This window comes from Methylobacterium crusticola, assembly GCF_003574465.1.
GTDB classification, from domain to species: domain Bacteria; phylum Pseudomonadota; class Alphaproteobacteria; order Rhizobiales; family Beijerinckiaceae; genus Methylobacterium; species Methylobacterium crusticola.
This window is the reverse complement of sequence record NZ_QOWC01000116.1, coordinates 1-19,153: the sequence shown is the minus strand read 5'-3', so window position 1 is coordinate 19,153 and position 19,153 is coordinate 1. Positions and strand designations below refer to the sequence as shown.

The window sequence follows — 19,153 nt, the reverse complement described above, 5'->3', positions numbered from 1 at the left end:
CGACGGGATGGCGATGGATTCGGACGTGCGCGGCACCATCCTGGCGGTCGACGACGAGCCCGATATCCTGGTGGCCCTGGAGGACCTCCTCGAGGACGAGTACCGGGTCCTGACCGCCACCCGCCCGGCCGAGGCCCTGGAGATGATCGCGGCCGAGCCCGACATCGCGGTGATCCTGTCCGACCAGCGCATGCCGGGCCTCACCGGCGACGCCCTCCTGGCGCAGGCGCGGGAGATCACGGACGCGCAGGCGATCCTGCTCACCGGCTACGCCGACATCTCGGCGGTGGTCTCGGCCCTCAACCGGGGCGGCATCACCGGCTACGTGACGAAGCCCTGGGACCCGGCGCTCCTGCGCAACACCGTGCGGGGCGCCTACGAGCGCCACCGCCTCGCCCACGAGCTCGCGACCGAGCGCGCCCTGCTGCGGGGCCTCCTCGACCACTCCGCCGACGCCATCGCGTTCAAGGACGCGAAGGGGCACTTCCTGCGCCTCAACGCCCGCAAGGCCGCGCGCCTCGGCGCCGGCGTCGAGGCCTGCCTCGGCCGCAGCGAGCGCGCCTTCCTGGCGCCCGAGGCGGCCGCCGCCGCCGAGGCCGCCGACCGGGCCGCCATCGCGGGCGGCGAGACCACCACGGCCGTCGCCGGCACCGGTGCCGGCGCGATGCAGGCCTGGACCGAGGTGGTGCGGGTGCCGATCCGGGGTGCCGCCGGCGACGTCGTCCACCTCGCCGTCATCGAGCGGGACATCACCGAGCAGCGCCTGCTCGAGGCGCGCCTGCGCCAGGCCGACAAGATGCAGGCCCTCGGCACGCTCGCGGGCGGCGTCGCCCACGACTTCAACAACCTCCTGACGGCGATCCTGGGCAGCCTGGAGCTCGCCCTGCCGCGGGTCGCCGGCGACGCCCGCCTCTCGCGGCTGATGACCAACGCCGCCCAGGCGGCCCAGCGCGGCGCGGCCCTGACGAAGCGGCTCCTCACCTTCAGCCGCCAGCGCGACCTCCAGGCCCGGGTGGTCGACCTCAACGCGGTCGTCCGGGGCATGGACGATCTCCTGGGACGCAGCCTCGGGGGCTTCGTGCAGGTCGAGCGCGACCTCGCCCCCGACCTCTGGCCCGCGAAGGTCGACCCCGACCAGCTCGAGCTCGCGATCCTGAACCTCTGCATCAACGGGCGCGACGCCATGCCGGAGGGCGGCGTCGTGGCGCTCTCGACCGCCAACACCACGGTGACGGGCAGCGCCGACCCGAACCTGAAGGACGGCGACTACGCGGTGGTCGCCATCCAGGACACCGGCACCGGCATCCCGCCGGAGATCCTCGGCCGGGTGTTCGAGCCGTTCTTCACCACCAAGGCGGTGGGCCAGGGCACCGGCCTCGGCCTCGCCATGGTGTTCGGCCTGCTCCAGCAATCGGGCGGGACGATCCGCATCGCGAGCGAGGTCGGGCAGGGCACCCGTGTCTCGCTCTACCTGCCGCGCTCGCGCGAGCCCGTGGCGCCCACGCCCGCGCCGCCGCCGGAGGACGTGGCGGCCCCGCGCCGGGCCCGCATCCTCGTAGTGGACGACGATCCCCAGGTCCGGCACGTCACCGCCTCGTTCCTGAGCGGGTTCGGCTACGACGAGGTGGCGGTGGCGAGCGGCGAGGCGGCGGTGGCGCGCCTCGAGGCCGGGGCCTTCGATCTCGTGGTGGCGGACCTCGCCATGCCGGGCATGAGCGGCCTCGAGCTCGCCGAGGCGGTGCGCCGGCGCTGGCCGGCGCTGCCGTTCCTGCTCGTCACCGGCCACGCCGAGGCCGCCCGCATCCCGGCCGACCACGCCGTGCTGGAGAAGCCGTTCCTGTCCGCGGCGCTCGGCGCCCGGGTGGCGGCCCTCCTGGCCTCGGCGGCCGCCGCCCCGGCCGCCGCGAAGCCCGCGGGATGAGGCCGCGGGCGGCGGGCCCCTCCGGTCCGCGCCGCTGCCTAGCCGCTCACCTGGCCGCTCCCGCCCGCCTGCCGGTTCTCCGCGGCGGCGAGGAGCGTGCAGAGCGCGATCACCTCGGCGGCCGCCTCCACCTCGCCGAGGCTCGGGTAGGACGGGGCGAGCCGCAGGGTGCGGTCCCGGGGGTCGCGGCCGTACGGGTGGGTGGCGCCCGCCGGCGTCAGGGCGAGGCCGCATCCGGCGGCGAGCTCCACCACACGGCTCGCGCACCCGTCCGGCACCTCCAGGAGCACGAAGTAGCCGCCGGCCGGCTCGCTCCAGCGCGCCGCGCCGGTGCCGGCGAGCGCGCGCGCCAGGGCGTCGGTGACGGCCCGGAACTTCGGCGCGAGCAGGCGGCGGTGCCCCTCCATCAGGCGCTCCAGGCCGCCGGCGTCGCGCAGGAAGCGGGCGTGGCGCAGCTGGTTCAGCTTGTCGGGCCCGATGCTGCGCTTGCCCGCGCAGGCGAGGTACCAGCGCAGGTTCGCGGGCGAGGCGGCGAGGAACGCCAGGCCCGCCCCCGCCAGGGTCACCTTCGAGGTCGACGCGAAGACGAGGGGCCGGTCCGGACGGCCGGCCGCCGCGCAGGCCTCCAGGATGTTGCGCAGGGCCGGGCGCCGGTCCGTGAGGTGGTGGAGCGCGTAGGCATTGTCCCAGAACAGCCGGAAATCCGGCGCGCCCGTCGCCATGCCGGCGAGGCGCGCCACGGTCTCGTCGTCGTAGGTCTCGCCGCCCGGGTTGGCGTATTGCGGGACCGCCCACATGCCCCGCACGGCGGGGTCGCGGGCGAGGTCCTCGACCGCGTCCATGTCGGGGCCGCGCGGGGTCATCGGGACGCTCAGCATCCCGATCCCGTAGGTCTCGCAGAGCGCGAAGTGGCGGTCGTAGCCCGGCACCGGGCAGATGAAGCGGATCTCCTCCCGCGACCACGGCGCCGCGCCGCCGGGCACGCCCTTCAGGAGGGCGTAGGCGATGCAATCGTGCATCAGCGCGAGGCTCGAGTTGTTCCCGACGGCGATCTGCTCGGGCGGCGCCCCGAGGACGCCGGAGAACAGCGCCCGCACCTCCGCGAGGCCCTGCACGCCGCCGTAGTTGCGGGCGTCCTCGCCGCTCTCGGCGCGGTGGTCGCGGTTGCCCGGCAGCGCGAGCAGCCCCTCCGAGAGGTCGAGCTGCTCCGGCGAGGGCTTGCCGCGCGTCATGTCGAGCCTGAGCCCGCGGGCCTGGAGGTCGGCGTAGCGGGCCCGGAGTTCGGCGTGGCGGGCCTGGAGGTCGCGCGAGGGATCGGGCGGGGCGGGCATGGAGGCGGATCCTGGGGCCGTGTGCGGCAGGGGACGCCGGGCACCCTGCCCCCACGGCGGCGCCCGGTCCAGGGGCGCTGCGGGGTCGCCCGGTCCAGGGGTGCTGCGGGGTCGCCCGGTCCAGGGGTGCCTCCGGGGCAAGCCGCGGGGGCCGGCCCCTACTTGCCGGGCTTCTCCGACAGGATGGCGCCGGTGCGGGGATCGGCCGTGAACTTCATCGGCCTGCCGTCCTTCATCCCCTGCCCTTCCCAGTGGCCGTCATCGGCCTCGATCTCCGAGATCAGGGTGTAGCCGGCGGCCTCCGCCTTCTGGATCACCTGCCCGATCGGCATCCAGTCCGCGCCCACCGTGTCGGCGGACGCACCCGTGGCGCCGGCGACGAGGAGGGCCGCGAGGGCCGGGATCATCAGCCTGGACATCGGTACGGGCTCCCTTGCGTGGTGGCGGTCCCCGACAGCACCGGCCCTGCCGGGCGGAGGTCCGCGCCGGGGCGGCGGGCCCGCGCACGAAAAAAGGCGGCCCGGAGGCCGCCTTCGTGGGGGAGACGCGGCGGCGTCAGGCCGCCTCGGCGTCCTCGGCCACCTGGCTCGGGCCGGAATCCTTGCCGCGGGCGTCGACGTCGCGGTCCACGAACTCGATCACCGCCATCGGGGCGTTGTCGCCATAGCGGAAGCCGGCCTTCATGATGCGGCAGTAGCCGCCCGGGCGGGCCTGGTAGCGCGGGCCGAGCACGTCGAACAGCTTGCGCACCATCCCCTCGTCGCGGATCTGCGCGATCGCCTGGCGGCGGGCGTGCAGGTCGCCGCGCTTGCCGAGGGTGATCAGCTTCTCGACCACCGGGCGCAGGTCCTTCGCCTTCGGCAGGGTGGTGATGATCTGCTCGTGCTTGATCAGGGCGGCCGACATGTTGGCGAACATCGCCTTGCGGTGCTCGACGGTGCGGTTGAACCGCCGGCCCCGGAATCCGTGACGCATGGCTGTCTCCTTGTTGCGGCCGCCGTGCCACGGGTCGGCCGTCGTTCTGGGCTGTGAGCGGGGCGCGGGGGCAGGCCGGTGGCCGCCCCCGTCCGCCGCTCCCGGTCCGTCCCGTCACCGGGGCGCACGGGGAGTGGCGCACGGGGAGCAACGGATGGGCGCGGCGCCGGGCCGAGAGGCCCTCGCGCCGCGCCCATCCGCCGGAGGGCTCAGTAATGCTCCTCGAAGCGCTTGGCGAGATCCTCGATGTTCTCCGGCGGCCAGCCGGGGACGTCCATGCCGAGGTGCAGGCCCATGGCGGCGAGCACCTCCTTGATCTCGTTGAGCGACTTGCGGCCGAAGTTCGGGGTCCGCAGCATCTCGGCCTCGGTCTTCTGGATGAGGTCGCCGATGTAGACGATGTTGTCGTTCTTGAGGCAGTTCGCCGAGCGGACCGACAGCTCGAGCTCGTCGACCTTCTTGAGCAGGGCCGGGTTGAAGGGCAGCTGCGGCGCGAGCGGCGTCGCCTCCTCCTTCCGGGGCTCCTCGAAGTTCACGAAGACCTGGAGCTGGTCCTGGATGATGCGGGCCGCGTAGGCGAGCGAGTCCTCGGGCGAGACGGCGCCGTTGGTCTCGACCGTCATGGTCAGCTTGTCCTTGTCGAGATCCTGGCCCTCGCGGGTGTTCTCGATGCGGTAGGACACCTTGGTGACCGGCGAGAACAGCGCGTCCACCGGGATCAGGCCGATGGGGGCGTCCTCGGGCCGGTTGCGGTCGGCCGGGACGTAGCCCTTGCCGGTCGCGACCGTGAACTCCATGCGGATCTCGGCGCCGTCGTCGAGGGTGCAGAGCACGAGGTCGGGGTTGAGGATCTGGACGTCGCCGACCGTGGCGATGTCGCCCGCCGTGACCGTGCCGGGGCCGGTCTTGCGCAGGGTCATGCGCTTGGGCGTGTCGCTCGACGAGCGGATCGCGATCGTCTTGATGTTGAGGACGATGTCGGTGACGTCCTCACGCACGCCCGGGATCGAGGAGAACTCGTGCAGCACCCCGTCGATGTGGACCGAGGTCACCGCCGCGCCCTGCAGCGAGGACAGCAGCACCCGGCGCAGCGCGTTGCCGAGGGTGGTGCCGAAGCCGCGCTCGAGGGGCTCGGCCACCACGGTGGCGATCCGCTTCGGGTCGTGCCCGGGGGTGACGTCGAGCTTGTTCGGCTTGATCAGCTCTTGCCAGTTCTTCTGAATGACCACGTTCACACCTCTCGCCAACTGTACCGGGCGACGACCGCGAGGCCGCCGCCGCATCGGTCCCGCCCTCGCCCGGTGGGACCGTCGTCCTGAACTCTGATGCGGCCGGCGCCGGCGCGGTCAGGACGCCGCGGGCCCGGTGCGCCGGGATCCGGCGTCAGCCGCCGGCGACCGGAACGCGACCGCCCGACGTCCAGGGAAGGACGCCGGGTCCAGTCGTCTCACCGGTGGCCGAGGTCGACACCGCAACCCTCTTCCCGAGCCGGCGGCCGGGCGCTCCCGGGAGCGCCCGGCCGTGTTGGATCAGACCCGGCGACGCTTGCGCGGGCGGCAGCCGTTGTGCGGGATCGGCGTCACGTCGCGGATCGACGTCACCGTGAAGCCCGCCGCCTGGAGCGCCCGCAGGGCCGATTCGCGGCCCGAGCCGGGGCCCGAGACCTCGACCTCGAGGGTGCGCATGCCGTGCTCGGCGGCCTTGCGGCCCGCGTCCTCGGCCGCGACCTGGGCCGCGTAAGGGGTCGACTTGCGCGAGCCCTTGAAGCCCATCGCGCCGGCCGACGACCACGAGATCGTGTTGCCCTGCGCGTCCGTGATGGTGATCATCGTGTTGTTGAACGAGGCGTTCACGTGCGCCACGCCGGACACGATGTTCTTGCGTTCGCGACGGCGGACGCGTGTTGCTTCCTTGGCCATACTGTCTTCTGATCCTTCAGGCGCGCCCGTCGTACCAGGCGCTCGGGATGTCGTCTCGGGTTCGGTGGCGGCGCGAGCCGCCGAGGGTCAGGCAGGATCGGTGCCGCGGACGGATCCGCGGCGGGGTTCTCCTGCCGGATCGGCGCGGGACGGGGGCCCGACGGCCCCCGCGGCCCCGCTCCGGCCTACTTCTTCTTGCCGGCGATGGGCTTCGCCTTGCCCTTGCGGGTGCGGGCGTTGGTGTGGGTGCGCTGGCCGCGGACCGGCAGGTTGCGGCGGTGGCGCAGGCCACGGTAGCAGCCGAGGTCCATCAGCCTCTTGATGTTCATCGCCACTTCGCGGCGCAGGTCGCCCTCGACGATGTAGTCGCGGTCGATCGTCTCGCGGATCTGCAGCACCTCGGCGTCGGTGAGCTGGTTCACCCGGCGCTCCGCCGGGATGCCGACCTTCTCGGTGATCTCCTCGGCCTTCCTGGAGCCGATGCCGTGGATGTACTGGAGCGCGATGACGACGCGCTTGTTGGTCGGGATGTTGACGCCGGCGATACGGGCCATGGTGTGCTGCTCTCCATCGCGTCCGGGGCCGCGGGGACCCGCGGACGATCGGTTCCTGTCAACGCGCGTCCGGTGGAGCCCGGCCCCTGCGCGCCGTCCCGACGGCAAATCGGCCCGAAGCGGCCTCCAGGGAGGCACGCCGGGCCGTCCGGGTCTGAACGAAGGAGCGCCCACTAGCGCGAGCGCGCCGGTTTGTCAACCATCACGCCGACACGGCCTGGTAGGGAGCGAGCAGTTCCTCCAGGTGCCGGGTCACCTCGTCGATCGGCGCCATGCCGTCGATCGGCCGCAGCAGCCCGGTGCCGGCGTAGTGCGCCGAGAGCGGGGCGGTCAGGGTGCGGTAGGCGTCGAGGCGGGTCTTGAACACCTCGGGGGTGTCGTCCTTCCGCACCGGCTCGCCGCGGGCGAGCGTCTCGGCCGCCCGCTTGGCGATGCGGCCGAGCAGCGCCGCCTCGTCGACCTTGAACTCCACCACGGCGTCGAGGGGCAGGCCCTTGCGGGCCAGCATCGCCGCGAGGGCCGTCGCCTGCGCCACGGTCCGGGGAAAGCCGTCGAGGATGAAGCCGTTGCGGGCGTCCGGCTCCTCGATGCGGTCTGCCACGATGCCGACCACGATCTCGTCCGGCACCAGCGCGCCGCTGTCCATCAGGCTCTTCGCCTCGATGCCGACGGGCGTGCCGGCCGCCACCGCCGCGCGCAGCATGTCGCCCGTCGACAGCTGAGGAATCCCGAATCGCTCGACGATCCTCGCCGACTGCGTGCCCTTCCCGGCACCCGGCGGGCCGAGGAGAATGATCCGCATATCCTGTCTCTCCCTTGTGCCCCGTCCGCCGCGAGGCATCGCCCGCGCGTGGCCGCCGAGCTCTCGATCACGACCCGACCGGGTTCACCCGGGACCATGCGCCAAGGCCTTGCCCGCGTGCAAGAGCACAGAGGCCGGCCCCGGACGGGCCATTGGGCGAACCCTCCTCGCCGGCCGCCCGGCGCTCAGCGCCGGCGCGCGCCCCGCAGCTTCGCCTTCTTGACCAGGCCCTCGTACTGGTGGGCGAGCAGGTGCCCGTGGACCTGCGCCACCGTGTCCATCGTCACCGAGACCACGATCAGCAGCGAGGTGCCGCCGAAGTAGAACGGCAGCGAGGCGTACGAGACCAGGATCTCCGGGATCAGGCAGATCAGCGTCAGGTAGGCCGCGCCGATCACCGTGATGCGGCTCAGCACCTTGTCGATGAACTCGGCCGTGCGCTCGCCGGGCCGGATGCCCGGGATGAAGCCGCCGTGCTTCTTCAGGTTCTCGGCCGTCTCCTGCGGGTTGAACACCACCGCGGTGTAGAAGAAGGCGAAGAAGATGATCAGCGCCGCGTACAGCACCATGTAGAGCGGCCGGCCGTGGCCGAGGTAGGTTGCCAGCATCGAGACGATGCCGGTGCCGTTCGGGTCGGTCTGGAAGCTCGCCGCGGTGGCGGGCAGCAGCAGCAGCGAGGAGGCGAAGATCGGCGGGATCACCCCCGACGTGTTGAGCTTCAGCGGCAGGAACGAGGTCTGGCCCTCGTACATCCGGTTGCCGACCTGGCGCTTGGGGTAGTTGATCAGGAGGCGGCGCTGCGCCCGCTCCATGAACACGATGAAGTAGACGACGCCTGCCGCCATGACGACGACGCCGAGGATCACCGCCGTCGAGAGCGCGCCCTGGCGGCCGAGCTCCAGCGTGCCGGCGATGGCCGAGGGCAGGTGCGCCACGATGCCGGCGAAGATGATCAGCGACGAGCCGTTGCCGATGCCCCGCGAGGTGATCTGCTCGCCGATCCACATCAGGAACAGGGTGCCGCCCGTCAGCGTGATCACGGTCGAGATCGCGAAGAACGGGCCGGGATCCTGCACGATGCCGCCGGAGCTCTGGAGGCCCACGGCGATGCCCCAGGCCTGGAACACCGCCAGCACCACCGTGAGGTAGCGGGTGTACTGGTTGAGCACCTTGCGGCCCGACTCGCCCTCCTTCTTCAGCGTCTCCAGGGAGGGGATCACCGAGGTGAGGAGCTGCACGATGATCGAGGCCGAGATGTACGGCATGATGTTCAGGGCGAAGATCGCCATGCGCTCGACCGCGCCGCCCGAGAACATGTTGAACAGGCCGAGCACGCCGCCCTGGGCGTTGGCGAAGCTCTGGCGCAGGGCGTCCGGATCGATGCCCGGGAGCGGGATGTAGGTCCCGAGCCGGTAGACGATGAGGGCGCCGAGGGTGAACCAGATGCGCTTCTTGAGCTCTTCGGCCTTGGCGATGGCGCCGAAATTGAGGTTGGCGGCGAGCTGCTCGGCTGCAGAGGCCATGGGTCGGTCCTTGGCGGGCGGGACGGCGGCGCGTGCGAGGCGCCTCCAAAACAAGGACGGCGGCCTCGCGCTGGTCGCACGGGCCGCCGCCGATCTCGGGTGACTTAAAGTCTGCCTCAGGCCGACGCAACCGCGCCGTCGGTCGCGGCGAGCGACTGGGTCACCGAGCCGCCGGCCTTCTCGATCGCCGCGACGGCCGATTTCGAGGCCCGGGAGACCTCGACGGTCAGCCTGGCGGTGAGCTTGCCGACGCCCAGGATCTTCACGCCGTCGCGGGCCTTGGAGACCACGCCGGCCGCGATGAGCGCCTCGAGGGTCACCGGGGCCGCGGCGTCGAGCCTGCCGGCGTCGACCGCCTCCTGGAGGCGGCCGACGTTGACCTCGTTGAGGATCGTCGCCCCCGGGTTGTTGAACCCGCGCTTGGGCAGGCGGCGATGCAGCGGCATCTGGCCGCCCTCGAAGCCCTTGATGGAGACGCCGGAGCGGGCCTTCTGGCCCTTCACGCCGCGTCCGGCGGTCTTGCCCTTGCCCGAGCCGATGCCCCGGCCGACGCGCATCCGGTTCTTGGTGGCGCCGTCGTTGTCACGAATTTCGTTCAGCTTCATGACATCCTCCTCACGCCGCGTCGTCGATGACGCGCACGAGGTGATGCACCTTCGCGATCATGCCGCGCACCGAGGGGGTGTCGGGCAGGGTCGCGATGCGGTGCATCTTGTTCAGCTTGAGGCCGACCAGCGTCTGGCGCTGGCTGGCCTCGCGGCGGATCGGCGAGCCGATCTGCTGGACCCGCACGGTTTTCTCAGCCATTGCGTCCCTCCTCAGGCTGCGTCGGCGGCGTCGCCCGAGCCGGCGTCGCGGCGGCGGGACTGGAGGGCCGAGACCTTGAGACCGCGGCGCGCCGCGATCGCCCGGGGCGAATCCTCGTTCTTGAGCGCGTCGAAGGTGGCGCGCACGAGGTTGTAGGGGTTCGAGGACCCGAGGGACTTCGCCACCACGTCCTGCATGCCGAGCGTCTCGAAGACGGCGCGCATAGGGCCGCCCGCGATGATGCCGGTGCCGGCCGGGGCCGCGCGCAGGATCACCTTGCCGGCGCCGTGGCGGCCGTGCACGTCGTGGTGCAGGGTGCGGCCCTCGCGCAGGGCGACGCGGACGAGCCCGCGCTTGGCGGCCTCGGTCGCCTTGCGGATCGCCTCCGGCACCTCGCGGGCCTTGCCGTGGCCGAAGCCGACGCGGCCCTTCTGGTCGCCCACGACGACGAGCGCCGCGAAGCCGAAGCGCCGGCCGCCCTTCACCACCTTGGCGACGCGGTTGATGTGGACGAGCTTGTCCACGAACTCGCTGTCGCGCTCCTCGCGGTCGTCGCGACGACGACCCTCACGTTCACGTGCCATTGCACCACTTTCGACGATGACTGACGCGGGTGGCGGTCCCGCTCGCATGGTCTTGCCCGCCGTGGGAGGCCGGGGCGCGCCGGGGCGCCCCTCGCCTCCCGGATCGTTCTCGGACGCCCGGGATGCTCCGCGAGGGAGATCCTAGAAGTCCAGGCCGCCCTCGCGGGCCGCGTCGGCCAGGGCCTTGACCCGGCCGTGGAAGAGGTAGCCCGAGCGGTCGAAGATCACCCGGGTGACGCCGGCCTCGCGGGCCCGCTCCGCCACGAGCTTGCCGACCTCGGCCGCGGCCGCCTTGTCGGCGCCCGTCTTGAGGCGGGCGCGCAGGTCCTTCTCCAGGCTCGAGGCCGCGGCGAGCGTGTGGCCCGTCGCGTCGTCGATGACCTGGACGTAGATCTGCTTCGACGAGCGGAACACGGACAGGCGCGGACGGCCGTTCGCCGCCGCCCGGATCGCCCGCCGGACGCGCGCCCGGCGCCGGTCGAGCATTTCGAGTTTGCGAGACATGGTCGGCCGCCCTTACTTCTTCTTGCCTTCCTTGCGGAAGATGAACTCGCCGGCGTACTTGACGCCCTTGCCCTTGTAGGGCTCGGGGCCGCGATAGTCGCGGATCTCGGCCGCGATCTGGCCGACGCGCTGCTTGTCGATGCCGGAGATGATGATCTCGACCGGCCGCGGCGTCGCGATGGTGATCCCGGTCGGGATCGCGTACTCGATGTCGTGGCTGTAGCCGAGCGAGAGCTTCAGCACCTTGCCGGCGACCGCGGCGCGGTAGCCGACGCCGTTGATCTCGAGCTTCTTCTCGTAGCCCTTCGTCACGCCCTCGACGAGGTTCGCGACCTGGGCGCGGGAGAGGCCCCACATCGCGCGGGCCTCCTTGGTCTCTGAGCGGGGCTGGACCGAGATCGCGCCGTTCTCGTGCGCGACCGACACGAGGTCGGGCACGCGGAACTGCAGCTCGCCCTTCGACCCCTTGACCGTCACGGTCTGGCCGTCGACCGTCGCGGTCACGCCGGCCGGCACGGTCACGGGCTTCTTGCCTACGCGGGACATTGTCGTCTCTCCTTGCTGGCTGTCGGGTTCCGCGAAGGCCTAGAAGACCTTGCAGAGCACCTCGCCACCCACGTTGCGCTCGCGCGCCTCGTGGTCGGCCATGACGCCCTGGGGGGTGGAGACGATGGTCACGCCCAGGCCGTCGGCGACGCGCGGCAGGGTGTCGACCGACGAGTAGACCCGGCGGCCCGGCTTGGAGACGCGCTCGATCGAGCGGATCACCGGCTGGCCGTCGAAGTACTTGAGCTCGATCGCGAACTCGGTGCGCCCGTTGCCGTAATCGGTCGTGGCGTAGTCGCGGATGTAGCCTTCGGACTTCAGCACGTCGAGGACGCGGGCGCGCAGCTTGGAGCCCGGCGTCTGGACGACGTTGCGGCGGCGCTGCTGGCCGTTGCGGATGCGGGTGAGCATGTCGCCCACGGGATCGTTGATCATCTCTGGCGCCCTCCCCTTACCAGCTCGACTTGACGAGGCCCGGGATCAGGCCGCGGGAGCCGAGGTCGCGCAGCGCGACCCGCGAGATCCCGAGCTTGCGGTAGAAGGCCCGCGGGCGCCCGGTCATCTCGCAGCGGTTGCGGATGCGGGTGGGGTTGGCGTTGCGCGGCAGCTCCGCCAGCTTGAGGCGCGCCTCGAAGCGCTCCTCCATGGGCAGCGACTCGTCGTTCGCCGTGGCAAGCAGGGCCTCGCGCTTGGGCGCGTAGCGCTTGGCGAGTTCCCGCCGCTGCTTGTTCTTCTCGATCTTGCTCGTCTTGGCCATGTTCTCAGTGTCTCCGGTGTCCGCGTCTGAGGGCTCGCGCCCTCACTGCCGGAACGGGAAGTTGAAGTGCTTCAGCAGGGCCCGGGCCTCGGCGTCGGTCTTGGCGGTGGTCGCCACGACGATGTCCATGCCCCAGGTGTTCTGCGCCTTGTCGTAGTTGATCTCGGGGAACACCAGGTGCTCCTTGATCCCGAGGGCGTAGTTGCCGCGCCCGTCGAACGACTTCGGGTTCAGGCCGCGGAAGTCGCGCACGCGCGGCAGCGCGATGGTGATCAGCCGGTCCATGAACTCGTACATGCGCTGCTTGCGCAGGGTGACCTTGCAGCCGATCGGCATGTTCTCGCGGACCTTGAAGGTCGCGATCGCCTTGCGGGCCCGGGTGATCACCGGCTTCTGGCCGACGATCAGGCCGAGGTCCTCGGCCGCCACCGTCGCCTTCTTCGAGTCCTGGGTCGACTCGCCGACGCCCATGTTGACGACGATCTTCTCGATCGTCGGCACCTGCATCGGGTTCGTGTAGCCGAACTCCTCGATCAGCTTCGGGCGCACCACGTCCTCGTAGTGCTTCTTCAGCCGCGGCGTGTAGCCGTCCTTCTTCGCCTCAGCCATCGATCAGATCCCCCGAGCGCTTCGCGAAGCGAACCTTGCGCCCGTCCTCCAGAATGCGAAAACCGACCCGGGTCGCCTTGCCGTCCTTCGGATCGGCGAGGGCCAGGTTCGAGAGGTGGATCGTCGCCTCCTTGGAGATGATCCCGCCCTCGGCGGTCTGGGTCTGGCGCTGGTGGCGCTTCACGAGGTTGATCCCCCGCACCAGGGCCCGCTCCTCCTTGGGCAGCACCTGGATGACCTCGCCGGTGCGGCCCTTGTCGCGCCCGGTCAGAACGACGACGGTGTCGCCCTTCTTCACCTTCGCAGCCATCACAGCACCTCCGGGGCGAGCGAGATGATCTTCATGTGGTTGCGGGCGCGCAGCTCGCGCGGCACCGGCCCGAAGATGCGGGTGCCGATCGGCTCCTTCTGGTTGTTGATCAGCACCGCGGCGTTGCGGTCGAAGCGGATCACCGAACCGTCGGGACGGCGCACGTCTTTGGCGGTGCGCACCACCACCGCCTTCATCACGTCGCCCTTCTTCACGCGGCCCCGCGGAATCGCCTCCTTCACCGACACCACGATGATGTCGCCGACACCGGCGTACTTGCGCTTGGAACCGCCGAGCACCTTGATGCACATCACGCGACGCGCGCCGGAATTGTCGGCGACGTCCAGATTCGTCTGCATCTGGATCACGGCCTAACGCCCTTTCCTTGTTTCAGGCAGGTCTCCGCCTGGGGCACGATTGCCCGGCGGACGGCAGCCTGATGGGGATCTCGCGTCCCCGTCCATTGAAGAGACCGCGCAGCAGCGCATCGGCCTGCGCTGGCGCGGTCAACGAACGCGATGACGGGCGCCACGGAGCGCCCCTCATGTCTGTCGTGGAGGCCGGCCATCTACACCGGTTCGGCCCGGATGGCAAGCGGCTGGCCCGAGATCGCCCTCCCCGACCGGGAGGTTCCGCACGCGGGCTGCGAGGCCGCGGCCTCGCAGGCGGCTCAGGCCTCCGCGGCGGCGGCCGCGCCCTCGACCAGCTTCCAGGTCTTGAGCTTCGAGTAGGGCCGCGACTCCTCGATGAACACCGTCTGGCCGACCTTGGCCGCGTTGTTCTCGTCGTGGGCGTGGTAGTTCTTCGACCGCCGGATGGTCTTCTTCATCACCGGGTGGGTGAAGCGCCGCTCCACCTTCACCACGACGGTCTTGTCCTGCTTGTCGCTGACGACGACGCCCTGCAGCACGCGCTTCGGCATGGGTCCTAACTCCTTCAGGCCTGCGCGGCCTGCAGCGTCTTCTGGCGCTGCAGGGTGCGGACGCGGGCGATGTCGCGGCGCACTTCCCGCACGCGCGCAACGTTCTCGAGCTGACCCGTGGCCCGCTGGAAGCGCAGGTTGAACTGCTCCTTCTTCAGGTTCAGGAGCTCGTCGCCGAGCTGATCCGGCGACATCGCGCTCAGATCAGACAGCCTCTGGCTCGACTTCATCTCACAGGTCTCCTCAGTCCGCGATGCGCTGGATGAAGCGCGTGCGGATCGGCAGCTTGGCGGCGCCGAGGCGCAGCGCCTCGCGGGCGATGTCCTCGGCAACGCCGTCGATCTCGAACATGATCCGGCCGGGATGGACCCGGGCCGCCCAGTACTCGGGGGCACCCTTGCCGGAGCCCATGCGGACCTCGGTCGGCTTCTGGGTGACCGGAACGTCGGGGAAGATCCGGATCCAGACCCGGCCCTGGCGCTTCATCTCGCGGGTGATCGCGCGGCGGGCCGCCTCGATCTGCCGCGCCGTGACGCGCTCGGGCTCGAGGGCCTTGAGGCCGTACTGGCCGAAATTCAGGTCCGTCCCGCCCTTCGCGGCGCCGTGGATGCGGCCCTTGAACTGCTTGCGGAATCTCGTCTTCTTGGGTTGAAGCATGGCAGCCTCTCAAAACCTCGGGCGGGGTGGCGGGCGGCCGGTCAGGCCGCCGCGTCCCGGCCGCCGCGCTCGCCGCGCTCACGGTCGCGACGTCCGCCGGAACGGCCGCCCTCCTCGTGCGCGCGCTTGTCCTGGGCCATCGGGTCGTGCTCGAGGATCTCGCCCTTGAACACCCACACCTTGATGCCGCAGGTGCCGTAGGTGGTGAACGCCGTGGCGGTGCCGTAATCGACGTCGGCGCGCAGCGTGTGCAGGGGCACGCGGCCCTCGCGGTACCATTCGAGGCGGGCGATCTCGGCCCCGCCGAGGCGGCCCGAGCAGTTGATGCGGATGCCCTCGGCGCCCAGGCGCATCGCCGATTGCACGGCGCGCTTCATGGCGCGCCGGAAGGCGACGCGGCGCTCGAGCTGCTGGGCGATCGAGTCGGCCACCAGGGTGGCGTCGATCTCGGGCTTGCGCACCTCGACGATGTTGATCGTCACGTCGGCCTTCGTCATCGAGTTGACGAGCTTGCGCAGCTTCTCGATGTCGGCGCCCTTCTTGCCGATCACCACGCCCGGGCGGCCCGAGTGGATGGTGACCCGGCACTTCTTGTGCGGGCGCTCGATCACGATCTTGGAGACGGCGGCCTGCTTGAGCTGCTTCATCAGCGCCCGGCGGATCGCCACGTCCTCGTGCATCAGGCGGGCGTACTCGCCCTTGTTCGCGTACCAGCGCGAGTCCCAGGTCCGGTTGATGCCGAGCCGGAGACCGATCGGGTTGACTTTCTGTCCCATCGTTTCCTCCTCAGGCCGCTTCGGCCGGGACTTCACGCACCACGATGGTGAGGTTCGCGAACGGCTTCAGGATGCGGGCGCCGCGGCCGCGGGCCCGCGCGTGGAAGCGCTTGAGGACCAGCGCCTTGCCCACGTAGGCCTCCTTGACGACGAGGTCGTCGACGTCGAGGTCGTGGTTGTTCTCGGCGTTCGCGATCGCGCTCTCGAGGCACTTGCGGACCTCGACGGCGATGCGCTTGCGCGAGAATTCCAGGTCCGCGAGCGCGGTCGATACCTTCTTGCCCCGGATCAGCTGCGCCACGAGGTTCAGCTTCTGCGGGCTGACGCGCAGCATGCGCGCGACGGCCTTCGCCTCGTTCTCGGGGAGCGCGCGGGGTGCTGCTGCCTTGCCCATCTCAGCGCCTCTTCGCCTTCTTGTCGGCCGCGTGACCGTGGAAGGTGCGGGTCGGCGAGAACTCGCCGAACTTGTGCCCCACCATCTCCTCGGAGACGTAGACCGGAATGTGCTTCTGCCCGTTGTAGACCCCGAAGGTCAGGCCAACGAACTGCGGCAGGATCGTGGAGCGGCGGCTCCAGATCTTGATGACCTCGTTGCGGCTCGAGCCGCGCGCGGCGTCGGCCTTCTTGAGGAGGTAGCCGTCGATGAACGGCCCCTTCCAGATTGAACGTGCCATGGGTCGACGCCCTTACTTCTTGCGGTTGTGGCGGCTCGACACGATGAAGGTGTCGGTACGCTTGTTCGAGCGGGTCTTCTTGCCCTTGGTGGGAATGCCCCACGGGGTGACCGGGTGACGGCCGCCCGAGGTGCGACCCTCGCCGCCGCCGTGCGGGTGGTCGATCGGGTTCATGGCGACGCCGCGGTTGTGCGGGCGCTTGCCGAGCCAGCGGTTGCGGCCCGCCTTGCCGAGCGAGATGTTCATGTGGTCGGGGTTCGAGACCGCCCCCACCGTGGCGTAGCACTGGCCGTGCACTAGGCGCTGCTCGCCCGAGTTCAGGCGCAGCGTGACGTAGCCCTGGTCGCGGCCGACGATCTGGGCGTAGTTGCCCGCCGAGCGGGCGATCGCCCCGCCCTTGCCGATCTTCAGCTCGACGTTGTGCACGATCGTGCCCACCGGCATCGCGCCGATCGGCATGGCGTTGCCGGGCTTGATGTCGACGGCGTCGCCCGACACCACCTTGTCGCCGGCCTTCACCCGCTGCGGCGCCAGGATGTAGCTCTGCGCCCCGCCCTCGTAGGTCACGAGGGCGATGAAGGCCGTGCGGTTCGGATCGTACTCGATCCGCTCCACGGTGCCGACCTTGCCGGCGTGCTCGCGCCGCCTGAAGTCGACGTTGCGCAGGGTGCGCTTGTGACCGCCGCCGCGGAACCGGACGGTGATCCGGCCGAGGTTGTTGCGGCCGCCGGTCGACGACTTGCCCGCCGTCAGCGACTTGACGGGCTTGCCCTTGTAGAGTTCCGAACGGTCGACGATCACGAGCTGGCGAAGGCTCGGCGTGACCGGCTTGAATGTCTTCAAAGCCATGGCTTGTTCCCTTACGCCGTTCCTCTCAGAGCCCGGTCGTGACGTCGATGGTCTGGCCCTCTTCGAGGGTGACGATCGCCTTTTTCACGTCCGAGCGCTGGCCGCGCTGACCGCGGAAGATCTTGGTCTTGCCCTTGGTGACGAGCGTGTTGACGCTCTTCACCTTGACCTCGAACAGCTTCTCCACCGCCTCCTTGATCTGCGGCTTGGTCGCCTTCGGGGCCACGCGGAACACGACCTTGTTGAGTTCCGTCAGGTTCGTCGCCTTCTCGGTGATGACCGGGGAGACGATGACGTCGTAGTGGCGCGGATCAGCGCTCATTTGAATCGCGCCTCCAGCGCATCGACGGCCGCGCGCGTCAGCACAAGCTTCTCGCGACGCAGGATGTCGTAGACGTTGATGCCCTGCACCGGCAGGACGTCGATCTGCGGCAGGTTGCGGGCCGCCCGGGCGAAGTTCTCGTCGATCTCGGCGCCGCCGATGATGAGCGCGTTCGAGAGCGCGAGCTTGCCGAAGTGCTCCTTGAGCACCTTGGTCTTGCCGACCTCGAGCCGCACGTCGTCGAGGACGATCAGCGCGTCGCCCTTGGCCTTGGCCGAGAGCGCGTGCCGCAGGGCCAGGGCCCGCACCTTCTTGGGCAGGTCGTGGGCGTGGGAGCGCACCACCGGCCCGTGGGCCCGGCCGCCGCCGCGGAACTGCGGCGCCGAGGCGGCGCCGTGGCGGGCGTTGCCGGTGCCCTTCTGCTTGTAGAGCTTCTTCGTGGTCCGGCTGATCTCCGAGCGGGTCTTGGTCGCGTGGGTGCCGGCCTGGCGCTTGGCGAGCTGCCAGCGCACGCAGCGGTGCAGCAGGTCGGCCCGGGGCTCGAGGCCGAAGATCGCCTCGTCGAGCTCGACGGAGCCCGCCTCGGCACCGTCGAGCGTGGTGATCTCGAACTTCATCACGCGTTCTCCTCGGTGGCCGGAGCCTCGGCGGCCTCGACCGGCGCCGTCTCCGGCACGGGCCCGGCCGGGCCGGCGCCCTCGAGCTCACGGAACTTGCCCGGCATCGGCACGTCGGCCGGGAGCTTGCGCTTCACGGCGTCGCGGATCTGGATCCAGCCGCCGGCGACGCCCGGAACCGCGCCCTCGACCAGGATCAGGCCGCGCTCGGGGTCCGTGCGCACGACGCGCAGGTTCTGGGTGGTGACCCGCTCGACGCCGAGATGGCCCGGCATCTTCTTGTTCTTGAAGGTCTTGCCCGGATCCTGGCGGCCGCCCGTCGAGCCGATGGAGCGGTGCGAGATCGACACGCCGTGGGTGGCGCGCAGCCCCCCGAAGTTCCAGCGCTTCATGCCGCCCGCGAACCCCTTGCCGGTGGTGGTGCCCGTCACGTCGACGAACTGCCCCGGGATGAAGTGGTCCGCGGTGATCTCGGCGCCCACCGGGATCATGGCGTCCTCGCTGACGCGGAACTCGGCCAGCTTGCGCTTGGGCTCGACCTTCGCGACCGCGAAGTGCCCGCGCTCGGCCTTGGTGACGTTCTTCACCTTGGCCTTGCCGACGCCGACCTGCAGCGCGACGTAGCCGTTCTTCTCGATCGTGCGGTGGGCGACCACCTGGCACTGATCGACCTTGAGCACCGTGACCGGAACATGCTCGCCGGCGTCCGTGAAGACGCGGGTCATGCCGACCTTCTGTGCGATGACTCCTGAGCGCATGGTTCTCCCCCGCGCAGTCTGCCCGAAGCTCCAACGATCCCGCGGGACCGGTTAGAGCTTGATCTCCACGTCCACGCCCGCCGCGAGGTCGAGCTTCATCAGCGCGTCCACGGTCTGGGGCGTCGGATCGACGATGTCGAGCACGCGCTTGTGGGTGCGCATCTCGAACTGCTCGCGCGACTTCTTGTCGATGTGCGGCGAGCGGTTGACGGTGTAGCGCTCGATCCGGGTCGGCAGCGGGATCGGCCCGCGCACCTGCGCGCCGGTCCGCTTCGCCGTCGAGACGATCTCGCGGGTCGACGAATCCAGGATGCGATGATCGAACGCCTTGAGGCGAATGCGGATGTTCTGGCCGTTCATGTGTCTTCAACCTCGCGACGGGATGGGGCTGGCGCTCGCGCCCGCCCCCTCGCGTGTGCGGCAGCGGAGTGAGGGC

General features: G+C 70.7%; 30 protein-coding genes. 1 reads left to right on the top strand and 29 read right to left on the bottom strand.

The genetic code is table 11. From position 1 onward, the window contains the following. Positions 1 to 7: 7 nt before the first annotated feature. On the top strand, positions 8 to 1,921 hold the full coding sequence (locus DT057_RS23780; RefSeq protein WP_128564584.1) for a response regulator: 1,914 nt from the start codon (positions 8 to 10) through the stop codon (positions 1,919 to 1,921). 38 nt (positions 1,922 to 1,959) lie between these two features. Here the strand turns inward: DT057_RS23780 and DT057_RS23775 are convergent, their stop codons facing one another. The 29 genes from DT057_RS23775 to rpsJ all read right to left on the bottom strand — a co-directional run bounded on the left by DT057_RS23775 (position 1,960) and on the right by rpsJ (position 19,077). Continuing rightward, complete coding sequence (locus DT057_RS23775) at positions 1,960 to 3,252, bottom strand: aspartate aminotransferase type Ic (RefSeq protein ID WP_128564583.1); 1,293 nt, start codon at positions 3,250 to 3,252, stop codon at positions 1,960 to 1,962. A gap of 158 nt (positions 3,253 to 3,410) precedes the next feature. Continuing rightward, positions 3,411 to 3,671 (bottom strand): PepSY domain-containing protein, encoded by a 261-nt coding sequence (locus DT057_RS23770; RefSeq protein WP_128564582.1) that lies wholly within the window; start codon positions 3,669 to 3,671, stop codon positions 3,411 to 3,413. Between the two features lie 136 nt (positions 3,672 to 3,807). Beyond that, entirely contained in the window at positions 3,808 to 4,227 is a 420-nt protein-coding gene (rplQ, locus tag DT057_RS23765; RefSeq protein WP_128564581.1) for a 50S ribosomal protein L17, read from the bottom strand. 209 nt (positions 4,228 to 4,436) lie between these two features. Beyond that, a complete protein-coding gene (locus tag DT057_RS23760) occupies positions 4,437 to 5,510 on the bottom strand; it encodes a DNA-directed RNA polymerase subunit alpha (RefSeq protein ID WP_128564580.1) in 1,074 nt (357 codons plus the stop codon). A gap of 246 nt (positions 5,511 to 5,756) precedes the next feature. Next, positions 5,757 to 6,146 carry a 30S ribosomal protein S11 gene (gene rpsK, locus DT057_RS23755; RefSeq protein WP_015928609.1) on the bottom strand — a complete coding sequence of 130 codons (390 nt, stop codon included), beginning with the start codon at positions 6,144 to 6,146 and terminating at the stop codon, positions 5,757 to 5,759. 185 nt (positions 6,147 to 6,331) lie between these two features. Continuing rightward, positions 6,332 to 6,700 carry a 30S ribosomal protein S13 gene (gene rpsM, locus DT057_RS23750; protein ID WP_128564579.1) on the bottom strand — a complete coding sequence of 123 codons (369 nt, stop codon included), beginning with the start codon at positions 6,698 to 6,700 and terminating at the stop codon, positions 6,332 to 6,334. Positions 6,701 to 6,902: 202 nt separating this feature from the next. Beyond that, on the bottom strand, positions 6,903 to 7,502 hold the full coding sequence (locus tag DT057_RS23745) for an adenylate kinase (RefSeq protein WP_128564578.1): 600 nt from the start codon (positions 7,500 to 7,502) through the stop codon (positions 6,903 to 6,905). Between the two features lie 185 nt (positions 7,503 to 7,687). Beyond that, positions 7,688 to 9,025 (bottom strand): preprotein translocase subunit SecY, encoded by a 1,338-nt coding sequence (gene secY / locus DT057_RS23740; protein WP_128564577.1) that lies wholly within the window; start codon positions 9,023 to 9,025, stop codon positions 7,688 to 7,690. A 116-nt stretch (positions 9,026 to 9,141) separates the two neighbouring features. Continuing rightward, the gene (gene rplO, locus DT057_RS23735) at positions 9,142 to 9,630 is read right to left on the bottom strand and encodes a 50S ribosomal protein L15 (RefSeq protein WP_128564576.1); all 489 of its coding nucleotides are present in this window, start codon (positions 9,628 to 9,630) and stop codon (positions 9,142 to 9,144) included. Positions 9,631 to 9,640: 10 nt separating this feature from the next. Then, complete coding sequence (gene rpmD, locus DT057_RS23730; protein ID WP_128564575.1) at positions 9,641 to 9,832, bottom strand: 50S ribosomal protein L30; 192 nt, start codon at positions 9,830 to 9,832, stop codon at positions 9,641 to 9,643. 11 nt (positions 9,833 to 9,843) lie between these two features. Then, on the bottom strand, positions 9,844 to 10,416 hold the full coding sequence (gene rpsE, locus DT057_RS23725) for a 30S ribosomal protein S5 (RefSeq protein ID WP_128564574.1): 573 nt from the start codon (positions 10,414 to 10,416) through the stop codon (positions 9,844 to 9,846). A gap of 141 nt (positions 10,417 to 10,557) precedes the next feature. After that, positions 10,558 to 10,920 (bottom strand): 50S ribosomal protein L18, encoded by a 363-nt coding sequence (gene rplR / locus DT057_RS23720; protein ID WP_128564573.1) that lies wholly within the window; start codon positions 10,918 to 10,920, stop codon positions 10,558 to 10,560. A gap of 12 nt (positions 10,921 to 10,932) precedes the next feature. Then, entirely contained in the window at positions 10,933 to 11,466 is a 534-nt protein-coding gene (gene rplF / locus DT057_RS23715) for a 50S ribosomal protein L6 (RefSeq protein WP_128564572.1), read from the bottom strand. A 39-nt stretch (positions 11,467 to 11,505) separates the two neighbouring features. Beyond that, entirely contained in the window at positions 11,506 to 11,901 is a 396-nt protein-coding gene (gene rpsH / locus DT057_RS23710) for a 30S ribosomal protein S8 (RefSeq protein ID WP_128564571.1), read from the bottom strand. Positions 11,902 to 11,917: 16 nt separating this feature from the next. Continuing rightward, positions 11,918 to 12,223: a 30S ribosomal protein S14 gene (rpsN, locus tag DT057_RS23705; RefSeq protein WP_128564570.1), complete on the bottom strand. Its 306-nt coding sequence runs from the start codon at positions 12,221 to 12,223 to the stop codon at positions 11,918 to 11,920. 42 nt (positions 12,224 to 12,265) lie between these two features. Further along, on the bottom strand, positions 12,266 to 12,832 hold the full coding sequence (gene rplE, locus DT057_RS23700; protein ID WP_128564569.1) for a 50S ribosomal protein L5: 567 nt from the start codon (positions 12,830 to 12,832) through the stop codon (positions 12,266 to 12,268). Beyond that, complete coding sequence (rplX, locus tag DT057_RS23695) at positions 12,825 to 13,142, bottom strand: 50S ribosomal protein L24 (protein ID WP_128564568.1); 318 nt, start codon at positions 13,140 to 13,142, stop codon at positions 12,825 to 12,827. The genes rplE and rplX overlap by 8 nt, the downstream gene beginning before the upstream one ends. Further along, positions 13,142 to 13,510: a 50S ribosomal protein L14 gene (rplN, locus tag DT057_RS23690; protein WP_012330332.1), complete on the bottom strand. Its 369-nt coding sequence runs from the start codon at positions 13,508 to 13,510 to the stop codon at positions 13,142 to 13,144. The genes rplX and rplN overlap by 1 nt, the downstream gene beginning before the upstream one ends. A 302-nt stretch (positions 13,511 to 13,812) precedes the next feature. Further along, on the bottom strand, positions 13,813 to 14,064 hold the full coding sequence (rpsQ, locus tag DT057_RS23685; protein ID WP_128564567.1) for a 30S ribosomal protein S17: 252 nt from the start codon (positions 14,062 to 14,064) through the stop codon (positions 13,813 to 13,815). 14 nt (positions 14,065 to 14,078) lie between these two features. Then, positions 14,079 to 14,294 carry a 50S ribosomal protein L29 gene (rpmC, locus tag DT057_RS23680; RefSeq protein WP_128564566.1) on the bottom strand — a complete coding sequence of 72 codons (216 nt, stop codon included), beginning with the start codon at positions 14,292 to 14,294 and terminating at the stop codon, positions 14,079 to 14,081. Between the two features lie 13 nt (positions 14,295 to 14,307). Further along, on the bottom strand, positions 14,308 to 14,721 hold the full coding sequence (gene rplP / locus DT057_RS23675) for a 50S ribosomal protein L16 (RefSeq protein WP_128564565.1): 414 nt from the start codon (positions 14,719 to 14,721) through the stop codon (positions 14,308 to 14,310). Between the two features lie 41 nt (positions 14,722 to 14,762). Further along, positions 14,763 to 15,497, bottom strand: a complete 735-nt coding sequence (rpsC, locus tag DT057_RS23670) for a 30S ribosomal protein S3 (RefSeq protein ID WP_128564564.1) — start codon at positions 15,495 to 15,497, stop codon at positions 14,763 to 14,765. Positions 15,498 to 15,507: 10 nt separating this feature from the next. After that, entirely contained in the window at positions 15,508 to 15,891 is a 384-nt protein-coding gene (gene rplV / locus DT057_RS23665; RefSeq protein WP_128564563.1) for a 50S ribosomal protein L22, read from the bottom strand. A gap of 1 nt (position 15,892) precedes the next feature. Next, on the bottom strand, positions 15,893 to 16,171 hold the full coding sequence (rpsS, locus tag DT057_RS23660; RefSeq protein WP_128564562.1) for a 30S ribosomal protein S19: 279 nt from the start codon (positions 16,169 to 16,171) through the stop codon (positions 15,893 to 15,895). Between the two features lie 12 nt (positions 16,172 to 16,183). Then, positions 16,184 to 17,020 (bottom strand): 50S ribosomal protein L2, encoded by an 837-nt coding sequence (gene rplB, locus DT057_RS23655; protein WP_128564561.1) that lies wholly within the window; start codon positions 17,018 to 17,020, stop codon positions 16,184 to 16,186. Positions 17,021 to 17,045: 25 nt separating this feature from the next. Then, complete coding sequence (locus tag DT057_RS23650) at positions 17,046 to 17,342, bottom strand: 50S ribosomal protein L23 (protein ID WP_128564560.1); 297 nt, start codon at positions 17,340 to 17,342, stop codon at positions 17,046 to 17,048. Beyond that, complete coding sequence (gene rplD / locus DT057_RS23645; RefSeq protein ID WP_128564559.1) at positions 17,339 to 17,959, bottom strand: 50S ribosomal protein L4; 621 nt, start codon at positions 17,957 to 17,959, stop codon at positions 17,339 to 17,341. Before rplD ends, DT057_RS23650 begins: the two co-directional genes overlap by 4 nt. Next, positions 17,959 to 18,717 carry a 50S ribosomal protein L3 gene (gene rplC, locus DT057_RS23640; protein WP_128564558.1) on the bottom strand — a complete coding sequence of 253 codons (759 nt, stop codon included), beginning with the start codon at positions 18,715 to 18,717 and terminating at the stop codon, positions 17,959 to 17,961. The genes rplD and rplC overlap by 1 nt, the downstream gene beginning before the upstream one ends. A gap of 51 nt (positions 18,718 to 18,768) precedes the next feature. Further along, positions 18,769 to 19,077 (bottom strand): 30S ribosomal protein S10, encoded by a 309-nt coding sequence (gene rpsJ, locus DT057_RS23635; protein WP_128564557.1) that lies wholly within the window; start codon positions 19,075 to 19,077, stop codon positions 18,769 to 18,771. Between the last annotated feature and the right edge of the window lie 76 nt (positions 19,078 to 19,153).

Coding starts and splice junctions, on each gene's coding strand:
- rpsJ (WP_128564557.1), bottom strand. CDS start 19,077: ATGAACGGCCAGAACATCCGCATTCGCCTCAAGGCGTTCGATCATCGC.
- rplF (WP_128564572.1), bottom strand. CDS start 11,466: ATGTCCCGCGTAGGCAAGAAGCCCGTGACCGTGCCGGCCGGCGTGACC.
- rpsH (WP_128564571.1), bottom strand. CDS start 11,901: ATGATCAACGATCCCGTGGGCGACATGCTCACCCGCATCCGCAACGGC.
- rpsS (WP_128564562.1), bottom strand. CDS start 16,171: ATGGCACGTTCAATCTGGAAGGGGCCGTTCATCGACGGCTACCTCCTC.
- rplQ (WP_128564581.1), bottom strand. CDS start 4,227: ATGCGTCACGGATTCCGGGGCCGGCGGTTCAACCGCACCGTCGAGCAC.
- rplC (WP_128564558.1), bottom strand. CDS start 18,717: ATGCGCTCAGGAGTCATCGCACAGAAGGTCGGCATGACCCGCGTCTTC.
- rplP (WP_128564565.1), bottom strand. CDS start 14,721: ATGCTTCAACCCAAGAAGACGAGATTCCGCAAGCAGTTCAAGGGCCGC.
- rplD (WP_128564559.1), bottom strand. CDS start 17,959: ATGAAGTTCGAGATCACCACGCTCGACGGTGCCGAGGCGGGCTCCGTC.
- rpsN (WP_128564570.1), bottom strand. CDS start 12,223: ATGGCCAAGACGAGCAAGATCGAGAAGAACAAGCAGCGGCGGGAACTC.
- rpsQ (WP_128564567.1), bottom strand. CDS start 14,064: ATGCCGAAGCGCGTGCTGCAGGGCGTCGTCGTCAGCGACAAGCAGGAC.
- rpsC (WP_128564564.1), bottom strand. CDS start 15,497: ATGGGACAGAAAGTCAACCCGATCGGTCTCCGGCTCGGCATCAACCGG.
- rplB (WP_128564561.1), bottom strand. CDS start 17,020: ATGGCTTTGAAGACATTCAAGCCGGTCACGCCGAGCCTTCGCCAGCTC.
- rplV (WP_128564563.1), bottom strand. CDS start 15,891: ATGGGCAAGGCAGCAGCACCCCGCGCGCTCCCCGAGAACGAGGCGAAG.
- rpsM (WP_128564579.1), bottom strand. CDS start 6,700: ATGGCCCGTATCGCCGGCGTCAACATCCCGACCAACAAGCGCGTCGTC.
- DT057_RS23650 (WP_128564560.1), bottom strand. CDS start 17,342: ATGAGCGCTGATCCGCGCCACTACGACGTCATCGTCTCCCCGGTCATC.
- DT057_RS23770 (WP_128564582.1), bottom strand. CDS start 3,671: ATGTCCAGGCTGATGATCCCGGCCCTCGCGGCCCTCCTCGTCGCCGGC.
- DT057_RS23780 (WP_128564584.1), top strand. CDS start 8: ATGGCGATGGATTCGGACGTGCGCGGCACCATCCTGGCGGTCGACGAC.
- DT057_RS23745 (WP_128564578.1), bottom strand. CDS start 7,502: ATGCGGATCATTCTCCTCGGCCCGCCGGGTGCCGGGAAGGGCACGCAG.
- rpmC (WP_128564566.1), bottom strand. CDS start 14,294: ATGAAGTCGAGCCAGAGGCTGTCTGATCTGAGCGCGATGTCGCCGGAT.
- rpsK (WP_015928609.1), bottom strand. CDS start 6,146: ATGGCCAAGGAAGCAACACGCGTCCGCCGTCGCGAACGCAAGAACATC.
- DT057_RS23775 (WP_128564583.1), bottom strand. CDS start 3,252: ATGCCCGCCCCGCCCGATCCCTCGCGCGACCTCCAGGCCCGCCACGCC.
- rpsE (WP_128564574.1), bottom strand. CDS start 10,416: ATGGCACGTGAACGTGAGGGTCGTCGTCGCGACGACCGCGAGGAGCGC.
- DT057_RS23760 (WP_128564580.1), bottom strand. CDS start 5,510: ATGCGGCGGCGGCCTCGCGGTCGTCGCCCGGTACAGTTGGCGAGAGGT.
- secY (WP_128564577.1), bottom strand. CDS start 9,025: ATGGCCTCTGCAGCCGAGCAGCTCGCCGCCAACCTCAATTTCGGCGCC.
- rplR (WP_128564573.1), bottom strand. CDS start 10,920: ATGTCTCGCAAACTCGAAATGCTCGACCGGCGCCGGGCGCGCGTCCGG.
- rplX (WP_128564568.1), bottom strand. CDS start 13,142: ATGGCTGCGAAGGTGAAGAAGGGCGACACCGTCGTCGTTCTGACCGGG.
- rplE (WP_128564569.1), bottom strand. CDS start 12,832: ATGGCTGAGGCGAAGAAGGACGGCTACACGCCGCGGCTGAAGAAGCAC.
- rplO (WP_128564576.1), bottom strand. CDS start 9,630: ATGAAGCTGAACGAAATTCGTGACAACGACGGCGCCACCAAGAACCGG.
- rpmD (WP_128564575.1), bottom strand. CDS start 9,832: ATGGCTGAGAAAACCGTGCGGGTCCAGCAGATCGGCTCGCCGATCCGC.